The 15,249-nt window shown below is 60.5% G+C and carries 13 protein-coding genes; 4 read left to right on the forward strand and 9 right to left on the reverse strand.

Going from position 1 to position 15,249, the window contains the following annotated elements:
• Positions 1–94: 94 nt before the first annotated feature.
• The 6 genes from AO356_RS07595 to AO356_RS07620 form a co-directional block, all read right to left on the reverse strand.
• A complete protein-coding gene (locus AO356_RS07595) occupies positions 95–1,417 on the reverse strand; it encodes a purine-cytosine permease family protein (protein WP_060739238.1) in 1,323 nt (440 codons plus the stop codon).
• 111 nt (positions 1,418–1,528) lie between these two features.
• Complete coding sequence (locus AO356_RS07600) at positions 1,529–2,503, reverse strand: biotin-dependent carboxyltransferase family protein (protein WP_060739239.1); 975 nt, start codon at positions 2,501–2,503, stop codon at positions 1,529–1,531.
• Complete coding sequence (locus AO356_RS07605) at positions 2,500–3,372, reverse strand: 5-oxoprolinase subunit B family protein (protein ID WP_060739240.1); 873 nt, start codon at positions 3,370–3,372, stop codon at positions 2,500–2,502. The genes AO356_RS07600 and AO356_RS07605 overlap by 4 nt, the downstream gene beginning before the upstream one ends.
• Positions 3,369–4,742, reverse strand: coding sequence for an acetyl-CoA carboxylase biotin carboxylase subunit (locus tag AO356_RS07610; RefSeq protein WP_060739241.1), 1,374 nt, complete (start codon positions 4,740–4,742; stop codon positions 3,369–3,371). The genes AO356_RS07605 and AO356_RS07610 overlap by 4 nt, the downstream gene beginning before the upstream one ends.
• A 10-nt stretch (positions 4,743–4,752) precedes the next feature.
• Positions 4,753–4,998, reverse strand: a complete 246-nt coding sequence (locus tag AO356_RS07615) for an acetyl-CoA carboxylase (protein ID WP_060739242.1) — start codon at positions 4,996–4,998, stop codon at positions 4,753–4,755.
• Between the two features lie 94 nt (positions 4,999–5,092).
• Positions 5,093–5,851, reverse strand: a complete 759-nt coding sequence (locus AO356_RS07620; RefSeq protein WP_060739243.1) for a 5-oxoprolinase subunit PxpA — start codon at positions 5,849–5,851, stop codon at positions 5,093–5,095.
• Positions 5,852–5,977: 126 nt separating this feature from the next.
• Between AO356_RS07620 and AO356_RS07625 the strand changes: the two genes are divergently transcribed.
• A complete protein-coding gene (locus AO356_RS07625; RefSeq protein ID WP_047882404.1) occupies positions 5,978–6,895 on the forward strand; it encodes a LysR family transcriptional regulator in 918 nt (305 codons plus the stop codon).
• A 318-nt stretch (positions 6,896–7,213) separates the two neighbouring features.
• Here the strand turns inward: AO356_RS07625 and AO356_RS07630 are convergent, their stop codons facing one another.
• A complete protein-coding gene (locus AO356_RS07630) occupies positions 7,214–8,152 on the reverse strand; it encodes an AraC family transcriptional regulator (RefSeq protein ID WP_060739244.1) in 939 nt (312 codons plus the stop codon).
• A gap of 22 nt (positions 8,153–8,174) precedes the next feature.
• Complete coding sequence (locus AO356_RS07635) at positions 8,175–9,008, reverse strand: oxidoreductase (RefSeq protein WP_060739245.1); 834 nt, start codon at positions 9,006–9,008, stop codon at positions 8,175–8,177.
• 209 nt (positions 9,009–9,217) lie between these two features.
• Between AO356_RS07635 and AO356_RS07640 the strand changes: the two genes are divergently transcribed.
• The 3 genes from AO356_RS07640 (at position 9,218) to AO356_RS07650 (ending at position 13,198) form a co-directional block, all read left to right on the forward strand.
• On the forward strand, positions 9,218–9,733 hold the full coding sequence (locus tag AO356_RS07640; protein WP_060743083.1) for a sigma-70 family RNA polymerase sigma factor: 516 nt from the start codon (positions 9,218–9,220) through the stop codon (positions 9,731–9,733).
• Positions 9,720–10,703: a DUF4880 domain-containing protein gene (locus AO356_RS07645; protein ID WP_060739246.1), complete on the forward strand. Its 984-nt coding sequence runs from the start codon at positions 9,720–9,722 to the stop codon at positions 10,701–10,703. The genes AO356_RS07640 and AO356_RS07645 overlap by 14 nt, the downstream gene beginning before the upstream one ends.
• 122 nt (positions 10,704–10,825) lie before the next feature.
• On the forward strand, positions 10,826–13,198 hold the full coding sequence (locus AO356_RS07650; RefSeq protein ID WP_060739247.1) for a TonB-dependent siderophore receptor: 2,373 nt from the start codon (positions 10,826–10,828) through the stop codon (positions 13,196–13,198).
• 121 nt (positions 13,199–13,319) lie between these two features.
• Here AO356_RS07650 and AO356_RS07655 read toward each other — a convergent pair whose 3' ends face one another.
• Positions 13,320–14,801, reverse strand: a complete 1,482-nt coding sequence (locus AO356_RS07655) for a hypothetical protein (RefSeq protein ID WP_060739248.1) — start codon at positions 14,799–14,801, stop codon at positions 13,320–13,322.
• Positions 14,802–15,249 lie beyond the last annotated feature (448 nt).

Here is a 15,249-nt window from a genome sequence, read left to right on the forward strand (position 1 = left end):
AGCGCCATCGAGCTCCATAGCACTTCACGCAGATCCATTTTGACATGTATTCCAAGACGTACTTCCAGGCACTGAGATGAGTGACTGCAAAACTCTACTCTGCCAACCGCATCCGCAACCGGCTTCGATGAGATAAGCCTGCTTGCAAGGCAAATGCAACTATCACGGTAGATGGCGCGGAAAAGCTGCTCAGGCCGCCGCCGGAAAACATCAACGCAAGACCCAATGCGGTGGCGCCAAACCAGGCCGTCAAGCCCACCGGGTTAAACGCGGCCACCCGCTCGAGCGCTGCCACGTCACTGCGTCCGTAGACAATCTGCGCCAACGCCACACCCACCCAGGCCACCACGAAAATCCCCTGATAGGCCAATGCCTTGAGGATGTAGGCAAACACGTCCGCGAGCATCAAACCGTAGACGATCACCCCCACCGCCACTGCCCACATCAGGTATGAACCGCGAAGGCCAAATCGACCGAAGAACGCCTGCATGTTCAGGGTCGCCAAGTAATAGTTGGCGGTGTTGATCCGGGTTTGCGTGGCCCAGACAAACAGCAATCCCCACAGGCCCATCAACTGCAAAATCGCCATCACCACCGAGACTTCGTTCAGCGCGCCTTCGTGGGGGATGCTGCTGACCAGATAAATGCCCGCCGCGCCGTTGAGCAGAAACGTCACCGCGTAGAACGGCATGCCGAAGTTCCAGCGACCGTGGTACTCGGCGTCTTCAGGTTTGCCGAAGCGCGCATAGTCGAAGGTGAACAGCATCAACACCCAGACGCCCATGTAGGCGACAAAACAATCCCACCAGCCGAATGCACTAGGCGTTGCCGGGCCGAACTCCAGCCATTGCGGCTGGTAGCCATAACGGCTGATCGATAGGCCCACCGCCACCAGCAAACCACCGAGGTACACCGGCAGCAATACGCCGTTGAGCTTGTCCAGCCAGTGCTGCACGCTGCCCAGGATCATTGGCACGCTGTAGAGCACTACTGCCAATGCCGCCAGCGGATAGACCAGTTCCGGGTACAGGTGATTGAGCGCGACGGCGATCACCGAACCTTCGAACACCGCGTAATAGATCGCGGTCGAGAAGAAAATCAACGTCGCCAGGCTCGCTCCGGTGCTGCCGAACAACAGCCGTGAAAACAACGCCACCGACAAACCGCTGCGAACCGCAAAGCGGCTTAGCACGCTGTTGACCAGTCCATAACTGATCACCGACAGGACCATGCCGATCAGCGCATTGCGCGCACCGAACGACAACGCCAATGAAGCACCCACCACGATGTAAAACATTGCACTGCATACCGCCCACCAGGCCATGGTCAGGGACAGTCGACCCATGCGCGCTTCGGTGGGAACAGGATGATGCGCCGGGTCTTGCCCGGTTTGACTCGATTGCGATAAAGCAGCCATATGCGTGAACTCCAAAACCAATCAAAGGTTGAAGCGCGGGCAGCCGTCACCGCACCGAAGTGCGGCGTTGGCGTACCGTTTGGCATGGCCCGCGCTAGACGGCGGGCAGAATCAGGAAGGGAACAGCTTGCTCAGGCAGCTGAGCTTTTTCTTATAGGAACGTCGCGCTTGCAGCGCCTCTTCGAGGGTTACCGCGACAAAGCGGGCCTTCTGGTTGGGTTGCATCTGGCCGATCAAATCGAGGTCGGCGCTGATCACCGTGCCAATCATCGCGTAGCCGCCACCGGACACCGCATCACGGTGCAGCACGATGGGTTCGAGCCCGGCGGGCACCTGGATCGAGCCAATCGGGTAGCAACTGTCGACGATGTTCGACGGATCGGAACCGGCGCCAAACGGCTGCTCCCGGGGCTGAAAGCTCAGCGCGCTGCCGCCCTTGAAGCGATAGCCGATGCGGTCGGCCTCCGAGCCGACCGTCCACGGCTCGGCGAAAAAGCTCTTCGCCGCCGCTTCGGTCAAGCGGTGGTAGTACAAACCGGGCACCACCCGCAGGGTGATTTCGCCACCCAATGATTGCCGTAACGCCATGGGCAAACTGGCCCCGGCGCGGCTTTTGCCACTGGCGATGCCTATCGGCAATTCGTCGCCTGCAATCAGGCGTCGCCCCTGAAAGCCACCGAGCGCGCCGAGCGCATAGGTGGAGCGACTGCCGAGCACCACCGGCACATCAATGCCGCCGGCTACCGCCACATAAGCGCGGGCACCCGCCTTGGGAAAGTCAAAGCGCAGCACTTGTCCGGCCTTCACGGTGAACGCGGTGTCGTGGTGCATTTCCACGCCATCGACCCGTGGCGTCATGTGCGCGCCGCTGACCGCCACCAATGCATCCTCCTGAAACTCCAACTCAGGCCCGAGCAGCGTGCATTCCAGCGCCGCCAGACCTGCCGGGTTGCCGACCAATTGATTGGCCGCGCTCAAGGCGTATTGATCAAGCGCGCCGGACGGCGGAATGCCCAAGTGGTAATACCCTTCGCGGCCCAGGTCTTGTACCGAAGTGGCGAGGCCGGGTTTGAGGACCTTGATCATGCCAACACCTCCTGCAACGACTTGGGATAGCCAACGGGATCGGCGAGGAACGCGTCCAGCGAAAACTCCACCGGCCGAATCCGCAGATCAAAGCAACCGGCTTCCACGTCAGCCACCGCGTGGTCGTAGGCTTCACGGTCCATCGGTTTGAACTGCACGATGTCGCCTGGACGGAAAAACACCATGTGTTCTTTCAGGTACGCGAGGTTCTGTTGCGGGTCGTAGATCGGCGCGGGGGTGACGCCAAACATCTGATAACCGCCGGCGCCACGCACCGAGTAAATGCAACCAAAGCAACCGCCGTGACCAAGGGTCAATTTCGGTGTGTCGGTACGCGGGCGCAGGTACTTGGGCACCTGCAACTGGCGCTCGTGCTCGACCATCTGGAACATGAACGGCAGCCCGGCAACGAAGCCAACCATCGAGACAAACCACGGCGCGCCACTGTGGGCCGCGATGAATGCATCGACGTCGGCCAGACCGTTGATTCGTGCGGCGTATTCCAGGTCCGTGGCGCTCGGGTCTTGATGGCGATCGCGAAAACGCATCAGGGTTTCGTGGGTCCAGGGATCGTTGTAGAGCACCGGAATCTCGATAATCCGCGTCTGCAACGTGCGTTCGGCAACGGCCCCGGCCTCGGCGATTTTTACCGCTTCGAGCAAGGTATGAGGGGCGATGCGATCCGGGTCGAAACGAATCTGGAATGACGCGTTGGCCAGGCAGATATCGAGCACGCCATCCAGCGCCAGCTGTTCCACGGCGCGGGTGACGGCCAAGCCTTTGAAGAACGCGTCCAGGGACATGCTGTCGCTGACTTCGGCAAACAAGTGCTCATCGGCGCCAAAGCTGTAGCGGATGGGAGTACTCATGCTTCACCTCCGCTGCGGCGCTCGGCCAGCCAGGTTTCCAGAGTGCCGGTGTGAAAGTCGGCGCTGTGCAGCCACGGTTGCTCGAGCAATTCACCGTGCAACGCCAAGGTGTTGGCCATGCCGGTGAGCGTGGTGTGCGCCACCGCCATTCGCGCTCGGGCCAGGGCTTCGGCGCGATCCGCACCGTGAATAATCAGTTTGGCCAGCAGCGAGTCATAGTACGGTGGCACACGGTAGCCTTGATACAGATGCGTATCGACACGAATGCCCGCGCCGTTCGGCCAGATCAGTTCCTCGACCAGGCCTGGACTCGGGAAGAAATCTCGCGCCGGGTCCTCAGCGTTCAGGCGCATTTGCAGGGCGGCGCCGTTGAGTCGGATGTCACTTTGCTTGAAGCCCAGCGGCTCGCCGCCAGCGATGCGCAACATGGACTGGACCAGGTCGATGCCGGTGATCAGTTCGCTGACCGGATGCTCCACCTGAATCCGCGTGTTCATCTCGATAAAGAAGAACTCGCCAGTGGCGTCGTCATACAGGTATTCCAGCGTGCCGGCACCCTTGTAGCCCAACGATTCGGTCAGGCGCACGGCGCTTTCGCAGAGGGTTTTCCGTTGCTGCTGGCTGAGGACTGGCGACGGCGCTTCTTCGAAGATTTTCTGCCGGCGCCGTTGCAGCGAACACTCGCGCTCAAACAAATGCACCGCGTGCTGACCGTCGCCCAACACCTGCACTTCAATATGCCGAGCCCGGCTGATAAATCGCTCCAGGTACACAGCGCCATTGCCAAACGCCGCTTGGGCTTCGCGCTGGGACCGGGGAAATTCTTCGCTCAGTTGCTCAGCGTTTTCCGCCAGCCGAATACCGCGCCCGCCGCCACCGGCCGAAGCTTTGATCAACAACGGGAAGCCAACGGATTGAGCAGCCTGCAGCGCCGACTCGACGTCGAACAGTTCACCCGGCGAACCCGGCACCACCGGCACGCCAGCGGCTTGTGCGGTACGCCGTGCCTCGGCTTTATCACCCATGCGCCGGATCGTCTCCGCGCTCGGGCCGACGAATATGGCGCCGGCAGCCACCACCGCTTCGGCGAAATCGGCGTTCTCCGACAGAAAGCCGTAACCGGGATGCACCGCGTTGGCGCCCGTGGCTTTCAAGGCGCCGAGCAAGGCCTCGACGTTCAGGTAACTTTTGTCGGCACGGGCCGGGCCAAGAATGTGCACCTCATCGGCCATGCGCGCGGCCTGGGAATCGACGTCCGCCTCGCTGCACGCAGCAACGGTGGGAATGCCCAGTTCTTTGGCGGCGCGGATAATCCGCACGGCGATCTCGCCACGGTTGGCGACCAGCAGTTTATGAATGGCTTGGGTCATGATCGCCCCCTCACTCGGCGTCGAGTGTTGCGACGACTTGACCCGGCTCCACCGGATCACCGTCTTCCACCAAGAAGGCACTGAGGCGACCAGCCGTCCCGGCGGTCAGTTCGGAGAACTGCTTCATGACCTCGATCAGGCCAATGACCGTGTCGGCGCTGACCTGCGCGCCGACCTCGACGAAGTTCGCCGATTCCGGAGAGGCTTTACGGTAGAAGGTCCCCGGCAATGGGGTGATTACAGTGTGTTCAGCCATGTCTGTTCCTCTTGGAATAGTTATAGAAAGGCAGGCAAAAAGTGAATCGGTGGGCAAACCCTGGCGTCTGTGGGCCAGGTGTTTTCGTTCGGTCTCAGCGCGGTGCTCGGACCTCTATGCCCGCGCCACCCAGCGCATGACGGGTGGCTTCGACCAACGCCAGGGCGCCCGGCGTGTCGCTGTGCAAACAGATGGAATCGAATTCGATCGCCAGGTCTTCGCCCTCGACGGTGCGCACCACGCCTTGTTGGCAAGCACGCAGTACTCGCTCGGCGACGTGGGCCGGGTCGTAAGCCCGCACGTTACGGGTGAAGACGATGGAGCCGCTGAGGTCGTATTCGCGATCGGCGTAGAACTCGCGGATCACCGGTTGGCCGAGTTCCGTGGCGACCCGCCAGATCACCGATTCGGGCATGCAATACAACAGCAACTCCGGCTCCAGGCGCTGGAGGTTTTCCACCAGTAAACGGGCGGCCTCTTCGTCTCGGGCCAGGTGCATGTAGAGCGCGCCGTGGGGTTTGATGTGTTGCAGGGCCACGCCTTGAACCCGGGCGAGTTCACGCAGGGCGCCCAACTGATAGAGCATGTCGTCGACCAGTTCCTGGGCCGGCGCATTGATGTGCCGACGGCCAAAACCAACCAGGTCGCGAAACCCCGGATGCGCGCCGATAGCCACGCCCAGGCGCTTGGCCTGCTCGACGGTGCGGCGCATGGTGCCAGGGTCGCCGGCATGAAAACCGGTGGCGATGTTGGCCGAACTGATAAAGCCCATCAGCTCATTGTCGACGCCATCGCCGATGGTCCAGGGACCAAAGCCTTCGCCCATGTCCGAGTTGAAGTCTACTGCCTGCATGACGCTTGCTCCCGACGCTTGTGACTTCGTGAAGGCCAAGTTAGATTCCTCCCTACCCCCTTGGGAAGATCTATTATCAGATAGGCCATCTTCTGAAAAACAGATACAGCGTCGCCCGGAGTGCTCATGTCCTTGACCCTGCGCCAAGTCCGCTATTTCGTCGCCACCGCCGAGATCGGGCAAATCTCTCAAGCCGCGATTCATCTGAATATTTCCCAGTCGGCGGTGACCACGGCGATCAAGGAACTGGAAGGCATCCTTGGCACGCTGTTGTTCCAGCGCTCGGCCCAGGGCATGAGCCTGACTGACGCCGGGCGGCACTTTTTGAATCGGGCCTACGTGATTTTGCGCAGCGTCGATGACGCGTTGAACAGCCCGTTGCCGGACATCCGCGCCAGCGGCGTGTTGCGCCTGGCGGCGAGCTACACAGTGATCGGTTATTTCCTCCCGCACCATTTGCAGCGCCTGGAACACTGGCATCCGGACGTGGCCATTGAAGTCCATGAACAGGAACGGCAAGCCATTGAACAAGGCTTGTTGGAAGGTCGTTTCGATATGGCCGTGGTGCTCACCGCCAACCTCACGCACCCGGACATCGTTTCAGAGATTCTCTTCAACTCCGAACGGCGGTTATGGCTGCCCAGCCACCATCCGTTGTGCGAACGCTCGGCGGTCAGCCTCGCCGACGTCGCGAAAGAACCCTACATCCTGCTGACCGTCGACGAAGCCGAACAAAGCGCCATGCGCTATTGGGAACATGCGCATCAACAGCCAAACGTGCGGGTGCGTACCAGTTCAGTCGAAGCGGTGCGCAGCATGGTCGCCAATGGCAGCGGCGTGGCAATCCTCTCGGACTTGGTGCACCGCCCCTGGTCATTGGAAGGAAAGCGCATCGAAACCCTGACAGTCACCGATAAGGTGACGCCGATGAGTGTCGGACTGGCGTGGCATCGCGAGCGCGAATTCAGCCCGGCGATGCAGGCGTTTCGTAACTATTTCCACGATGCATTTTTGGCGCCGCAACAGCTGTCTGCGCGACGCTGAAAACAGCGAAAACCATGCCTTTTTTTATGGGGTTATGATGGGCGTTCAGGGCCATTTCCGGCCCGTTGTGACGGGAGGTTTTTGGTCGTTTTCTGCCCGTCACGAATGATCGGTGTGGGGGCATCAAAGCTTTTTACTTTGAAGCCAGTGATCAATGGCAACAACGAGTTCTGACTTGCACTCCACTGGCAGCCAATGCACGCCCGCCGACACGCATGATTGTTCACGATAGGTAAAGACGACCTGTTGAAAGGCACCGATCACCCGTGCTTTTTTATAGCTGGACAGTATCAACGCTGGCGCGCCCCACCACCGCTCCTAATGCGACGAAACATAAATGGACGGCCCGGCAGGCGCAGGCAAAGCATAAGTCGCCTTCATCCATTCAATCTCCGCCTGAGGCGTTCGCCCAAACAGGCGCTTGAACTCGCGGCTGAATTGCGAGGCGCTTTCGTAGCCGACGTTGAACGCCGCCGTCGAGGCGCTCATGGTATTGCGCAGCATCAGTAGTCGCGCCTGGTGCAGGCGCGTCGATTTCAAGTACTGCATGGGCGTGGAGTCCGTCACGCTGCGAAAGTGCAGGTGAAAGTTGGGGATGCTCATGTTGGCTTCGTGGGCGAGTGTTTCGACGTCCAGATGCTCGTGGTAGCAGCTGTGGATCTTGCGTATCGCCCGGGTGATCTTGCCAAAGTGCCCCTGGCGGCTGAGCGCGGCGCGCATCGAGCCGCCCTGCTCGCCGGTCAGGATCCGGTAGTAGATTTCCCGTATCAGCGAAGGTCCCAGGATCTGCCCTTCGCCCGGGCGACTCATGGCCTCCAGAAAACGCAGCGTCGAGGTGCGCAGCAAGTCGTCCATGGGCGAGGCGTACATGCCTTTGGGCTGTGCATCGCTGGGGCCCAGGGTTTCGTCCACTTGCAACATCAACTCGCTGGCCAGTTGCAGGTCCAGGCGCATGTAGACCGCCAGCATCGGTTCCGCGGCGCTGGCGTCGGTCTCCATGGTGAAGGGAACCGGGACAGACACCACCAGATAATGCTGGGCGTCATAGACATAAACGTCGTCGCCCAGATAGCCACGCTTGCGCCCCTGGCACAGGATCACGATGCCGGGCTCATACAACACCGGCGTGCGCGTCAGCGGTCGGTTCGAACGCAGAAAACGGATGTCTTCCAGCGCGCTGAGGTTGTAGCCCTCTACCGGTGCGAGCTTTTCCATCAACCGCACCATGCGCGCGGTGCAGGCATCAACCTGGGTCATTGACGTGCCTCTTGCTCGTCCTTCAATCGTCCGTCGAACGGCTCAGCGCTTCCCATTGATCGATCTCCCTGGCGACACGGCTCAGCTTGTCGCGCACCAGGCTGAGGGCATCACTGCCCAGCAGCAAGTGGGCCGGCGGTGTCGGGCTGTCGATCAGTTGCAACATCGCTTGGGCCGCCTTCTGTGGGTTACCCGGCTGCTTGCCGCTTTTTTCTTCCCGCGCCTTGCGTATCGGGTCGAAACTGGCGTCGTAGTCGGCAATGCTTCGCGGGGTGCGTTGCATCGAACGTCCCGCCCAGTCGGTGCGAAACGAGCCCGGTGCCACGGCGGTCACGAAGATGTTGAACGGCAGCAATTCCTTGCTCAGCGTATCGGAGATACCTTCCAGCGCAAACTTGCTCGCGCAGTAGAAGGAAATGCCCGGCATGGTGATGGTGCCGCCCATGGAGGTGATGTTGAGGATATGCCCGGCGCGGCGCTCGCGGAAATAGGGCACGAAGGCCTTGGTCACCGCCACCGCGCCGAACACGTTGACGTCGAACTGGCGACGCATCTCTTGCAACGGTGACTCTTCGAAGATGCCCTCATGGCCATAGCCGGCATTGTTGACCAGTACGTCGACCGGGCCGTGGCTGGCTTGTGTGGCGGCGACCACGCTGTCGATCCGCTCGAAGTCAGTGACATCCAGGAGCACGCCATGAGCCTGATCCGGGGACAGTGCCTCGAAGGCCTGCAACGCCGCGTCACTGCGCACGGTGCCGATCACCCGATGGCCCACCGCAAGCGCTTCCCGCGCCAGGGCATTGCCCAGGCCGCTGCTGACGCCGGTGATGAATAGGGTTTTTCTGCTGCTCATGGCGAGCCTCCAATAAGGTGGGAACGAGGCCATGCTATCGACGCAGAACCTCGGCACCTATGCCGGTTTGCCTTGCAGCATTGCCTATTCCTATCAGGACTCGTATACCAGGGCCCGTCTCGCGCATCGGCTCCCACACATTTGCACTGACGTCAGCCGCCTGAATATAATGCGATTCATTATCAATTATGTATGTTTCCGGGATGCTGATGCGCAGCAACGACACACTGGGCAATGCCGACCTCACCCTGCTCTATCGCAGCCACCATTCCTGGTTGCACAGTTGGCTGAGCCGGCGCATCGGCTGTCACGAAAGCGCGGCGGACCTGGCGCAGGACACGTTTGTCCGTCTGCTCAAATCGCGTCAATTGAGCCCCTTGCGCGAACCCCGGGCTTATCTGAGCAGCATCGCCCGTGGGCTGATGATCGATCGGTATCGCCGTCGCGAACTCGAACGCGCCTACTTCGAGAGCCTCGCGCTGCTCCCTCCACAAGCGGCCCCCTCTGAAGAAGAACGCTTGCTGATTCTTGATAGCCTCGAGCGCATAGACCGCCTGCTCGACCTGCTCAAACCGAGGGTTCGCGAGGCTTTTCTACTCGCCCAGCTCGACGGCCTGACCTGCCTGCAAATAGCCGAAAAATTGTGCGTTTCCCGCTCTACGGTTGAACGCGACCTGGCCAAGGCCCTGCAACACTGCTATCGCTTGCGTTATGCCGAACAGTGAAGCGCAAGCGCTGGATCCGGCGGTGGTCGACCAGGCGATCCACTGGCTGGTGCGTCTGCGCTTCAATCCTGCCGATGAGCAAACCCAGCGCAGTTTCGAGCACTGGCTGCAGCAGCGGGCGGAGCATCGGTTAGCGTGGCAGCGCGTGGAAGCGCTTGGCGATGACTTCGCGGGCGTTCCACCGGATTTGGCTCGGCACACCCTCAAGGGCGCCCGCTCAGGCATCCATCGGCGCCAAAGCCTCAAGCTACTGGGTGCATTGGCCACCTTGGGTGGCGCGGCCTGGCTGGGCCGCGACTACACGCCGCTGCCGGCCATGCTTGCCCAACAGCACAGCAAGACCGGCGAACAAAAGCGCTTCCAACTCGATGACGGCAGCCTTATCCAGCTCAACAGCGACAGTGCAGTCGACAGCTATTTCAACCCACAGCGACGCCTGATCGTTCTGCGGCGCGGCGAAATCATCGTCAATACCGGCCCGGACGCAGGCTCGGCTCAACCGCGCCCGTTCTGGGTACAAACCCGCGACGGCCTCATACGCACCCTGAATGCCCGGTTCCTGGCATACGAGCGGGACGACGGGACGCTCATCGCGGTGCAGGGCGGCGCCGTCACGGTGTTTCCTGGGTCCAGTCAAACCCTTGCGGTCAGCGACACCGTCCAGGCCGGCAACCAGCGGCTGTTCACCTCGGATGGCGTTCGTGAGTTCAAGGATAACGGCCTGGATGTATGGAGCTGGAGTGACGGGGTGATCAGCGCACGCAATATGCGCCTCGGTGATTTCATCGGGGCCTTGTCGCGCTATCGCCCGGGCCTGTTGCGCTGCGCCGAAGAGGTCTCGGGCCTGCGGGTTTCCGGCACCTTTCAGCTCGCCGACACCGATCAGGTGCTGGCATTGGTTGCGCAGTCACTGCACCTGCGGATCGATTATCGAACCCAATACTGGGTGACGTTGAACGCCGCCAGCTAACAGTTTTCCTCGCCATACATCAACCTCAAATAAAAATGAGGTGATTTCTCATTCTCGTTCGGCATGTAAGAAAAGGCCGACCTACAGGCCGATCTGCCGATCCCCTTTTACGGAGCGAGTTAATGAGTGCGTCCCCGTTTCCCCAGCGTCATCTACTGAGTCGTGCCATACACGGTGCGGTCTTCGGCGTCATCGTCAGCAGCTACGCGCTACCCACCCTGGCGCAGCCCTCGACTGTTGAGCAGACCCACCCGGTGCACCAGTGGAACATTCCCGCCGGGCCCCTGGCACCGGCGCTTGACCGCTTTGCCCGCGAAGCGGGTATCAGTCTTTCCTTCGACGCTTCAAGCGTAGCGAACCGCAATACCCGGGGCGTGAGCGGCACACTCGATACACCCGAAGCCCTGTCGTCGTTGTTGCAGGGGAGCGACATGGCGATACAGCAGCAAGGCCCGAACGCTTACTTGCTGACGCCGCAAACCAAAGCAGACAGCGAACTCGAGGACTATCGCCTCGCGCCCATCCTCGTCAACGCCAAGGCCAGGATCGATGGCACCGAAGACGCCAACTCGGTGGTCGCCCAGGAACTCTGGGTCGGCGGTAAGGTGGCCACCAGCATCCTCAATACGCCCGCCTCGGTTTCCGTGGTGACCGACAAGGAAATGAAGCAACGCAGCGTGAGCACGACCGAAGAACTGCTGCAATACACGCCGGGGGTCATTACCGACTATTACGGCACTGACGACCGCAACGATTACTTCCAGATCCGCGGCTTCCAGGCCACGACCTATCGGGACGGCCTGACCCTGGGTTCGATGCGCGGTGTGCGCGAAGAACCTTTCGCCTATGAGCGCGTCGAGGTGATACGCGGCGCCAACTCGACGCTGTTCGGCCCGGCCGACCCGGGCGGCTCGGTGAACTTTGTCAGCAAGAAGCCACGCTTCGACAAGTTCGGCCAGGGCTACGTCACCTACGGTTCTTTCGACCATGTCGAAACCGGCATCGATGTCGGGGACTCGTTGAACGAGGACAAAACCGTGGCCGGTCGCTTTACGGCAAAGATGCAAGACAGCGATCGCGAGTACGACCACTCACGGGATGACAACAAATTCCTGATGGGCGGCCTGACCTGGTCACCCACGGATTTCACCTCGGCCTCGGTGATCGTGGACTATCTGAAAACCCAGAGCTCGCCCAACAGCGGCGGTTACCCGCTGGACAAGGAATACGACCGTGACAAGTTCTACGGCGAGCCCAGCTACAATTTCCACGATGTCGAACGCACCAACATCAGCGGCACCTTCAGCCATGATTTCGACAATGGCTTCGTGTTGCGCAGCAACCTGCGCTACAGCGAACTGACCGATGATTTCGGCTATGTGTTCCTCAGCGACTCCCCTACCCGCACCGGCACCACGGTCCCGCGTTACATCTTTGGCACTGACAGCGACGCCGAGCAACTGAACGGCAACTTGATGCTGCAATACGATGCCCGCTTCGAAAACATCGACAGCAGTACGTTGGTAGGCGTGGAGTACGGCGATTCTTCGACCGAGGAACGCTCCGTGTATGCCACGACAGGCTCCATCGACCTGGCCAACCCCGTGTTCACGGGTGTACCCAGCGGCGTAGCGCCCTATAGCAACGACAAGCTCGACACGAAAACCAAGGCCGTGTTCCTGCAGCAGAACCTGTCCTTCTATGAGCGCTTTATCGTCACCGCCGGTGTGCGCAACGACTCGCTGGATCTGTCCAGTACCGACATCAACAACGTAAAAGCGTCGGATAACTTCTCCGAAACGTCCTATCGCGGCGCGCTGACCTATATCGTCAACGACGAAGTGTCCACCTACGTCAGCATGGTCGAGTCGGTCTCGCCACCCACCGTCGGCGTTGTCCCCAAGACCGGCAGGCAATATGAAGTGGGCGTGAAATATGCGCCCATCGGTATGGACGCGCTGTTCTCGGCGGCCGTCTACGACCTGACCCAGGAAAATGTCAGCATCGCCGTCGTACTGCCCAGCGGTGTCATCGAGCAGCAAACCGTTGGCGAATCACGGGTACGCGGCCTGGACCTGGAAGCCAAGGCTGAGCTGACCCCCAACCTGAGCCTGGTGGGTGGCTACTCCTACATGGAGTCCGAAGTGTTGCGCGGTACTTTGTACGACGGCAGTTCACTCAAAGGAAATGAGTTCGCCACCGCCCCCAAACACTCCGCGTCGCTGTGGAGCTATTACAACATCCCCGACACCGATGTCAGCGTTGGCCTGGGTGCACGTTATGTGGGCTCCTATTACTTCGACGCAGCCAACACCGGCACCAGCGATGGCACGACGCTCTTCGATGCGGCCTTCAACTACAAACTCTTCAAAGGCACTGACCTGGCGATTAACGTCAGTAACCTGCTGGATGAGCAGCACGTGGTGGGCTCGGGGACCGCGAACTACTACAACCCGGGCCGCGAAGTGACCGCGAAGTTAAGTTACAACTGGTGAAGAGCTAGTCGCTCACGATGGGGCTCGGCTTGATGCGAGTCAGTCATCGAACGGCGTAAACCCGTGGGAGCACAACTTGCTCCCACGGGTTTGAATCTACAGAGCAAGACTGCGGCGAGCATCAAATACCCGGGCCGCTGACGCGAGCCGGCAACCTGGCCAGCCGATCCCAACCCTCGGCACTGATCCCGGAACAGTTTAGCAACGCCAATGTGTGCAGCGGCAGTTGCTCCAACACCGGCACTGCGGCTGAGGTAATCCGCGATTCCCCGGGATCTGCCGAGATCGTCAGATCACTCAACGGTAGCCGAGCAAGGTGGGCCACTCCGGCGTCGGTGAGCCAAGGGCTGTCATACAAACCCAGGCGCTGCAACGGCAGATCGCGCAGGCAGGCCAGGTCGGCATCGCGCAGATCCAGGCCGCTTATTTCAAGTTGCTCCAACGGCAAGCCCAACTCGACGAGCTTGCGCAGAACCTTGCCATCCACGCCGCAACAGAAGCTGAGACTCAGCCGCTTCAGTGGCAGGCCAGCGAGTTGCTTCAACGCTTTCCAAGTGATGTCGTTCAATGAAAGGTCCAGGGACTCCAACTCCAAACCACGCAGATCACTCAACGTATCTGCATCGATGCCTTGCACATCGGAGAGCCCCAGACGCTTGAGTGGAAACCCGTGCAGCACATCGAGCCGCTCAATTGTTTGACGTGAAGATTTGAGATTCAGGTCAGCGAGTGGCATGCCTTCCAATATCTCAAGGTCGTCCTCGCAAACATACGAAGAGGGAAGCGAAAGCCGTTCGATGGGCAGACCCGCAAGGGCGTGCAGCGTGGCGTCTGTTGCGTAACATTGATCCAGGCTCAGGGAGCGCAATGCGCTCAGGCCGGAGAGCCATGCAGGGTCCTTCAGGATTGCGCTGCTCCAACCGAGGGACAATTGCTCAAGGGGGTGACTGCCTAAGTGCGCCATCCCACGGGACGTCAGCTCGCCGACGCGTTCCAGCGTGAGTGACCGCAACTTGAGGTTTGACAGCCCGAGAAGGCCATCATCGGTGACGTCATCGCAACGGTTCAACGACAACTCCTGCAGCGGACTATTGCCGAGGTGTTGAAGGAATTTGTCGTCGAAGTCTTCGCCGTAGGTGCTTAACGTCAGCCGGCGCAGCCGTTCGAGGGAAGGCAGGCTGGTGGCGTTATCGTCGCGGGAGAATCCGCTGATTTCCAGGTTCTCGAGAGCGAGGTCTGGGAAGCGTTGCCATACACTTTGATCGCAGCTGAAACGTGGGCTGTTGAGCACCAACGTGCGCAAGGGCAGCCCCGCCAGGGCATCGCACCACGCCGGCTCGGCGTTATCCAACTCCAGATGATCCACCGGCAGGTTGCGAAGCTGCGCCAGCAATGGTCCAGGGCGGTTGGCATGTGCCGTGGTGTTCAACTGAGCAATCACGACGTTAGCGGCCGGATCGCACAGGCCTGCGGCGAGGCGTACGCCGTCCAATGAAACCTCGGCGGTGTCGAGCAGATCGCGGTAAAGCGCGGCACGTGTGACGATGTCATCGGGGTGGGTGGCGAGCTGGGTGGTCAGCGCGTTGCGGGTGGGGTTGTGCACGGTTTGTGAGTCCGAAGTGGGCGAGCGCTGGGCAGGCTGCGAAAGAGAAAAGTGGCCATAAGGGAAGCACAAAAAAGAGCCTTGCTGAAGAGGATGTTGAGACGGAAAACGAGGTACCCCGGCCTTGTTCCGAATTACAGATTTCTAGCAGAAGATCAACGACGGCGCCCCTCAGGACAACTCACCCACCTAAAGGCTGTACAAATCCCCTGTGGCGAGGGAGCTTGCTCCCGCGGGGCTGCGCAGCAGCCCCCCTCTATGAACGCTCCGCCCCCAAACGGAAGCAAACACCTCGCCGCCGCCGACAGCCCAACCCCACGTAACGAATACCACCACAGACAGGCTAAACGTCCTACATCAAGCTCGGAAAGCGGCGTCTTGTAGCACCCGGACAAGGCGGCCTATATTCCGTCGTAGTCCTAATGGCGACTCGGGTTTGGCGACTCGA

Origin of the sequence: Pseudomonas fluorescens (genome assembly GCF_001307275.1) — a bacterium.
Taxonomy (GTDB): Bacteria; Pseudomonadota; Gammaproteobacteria; order Pseudomonadales; family Pseudomonadaceae; genus Aquipseudomonas; species Aquipseudomonas fluorescens_AA.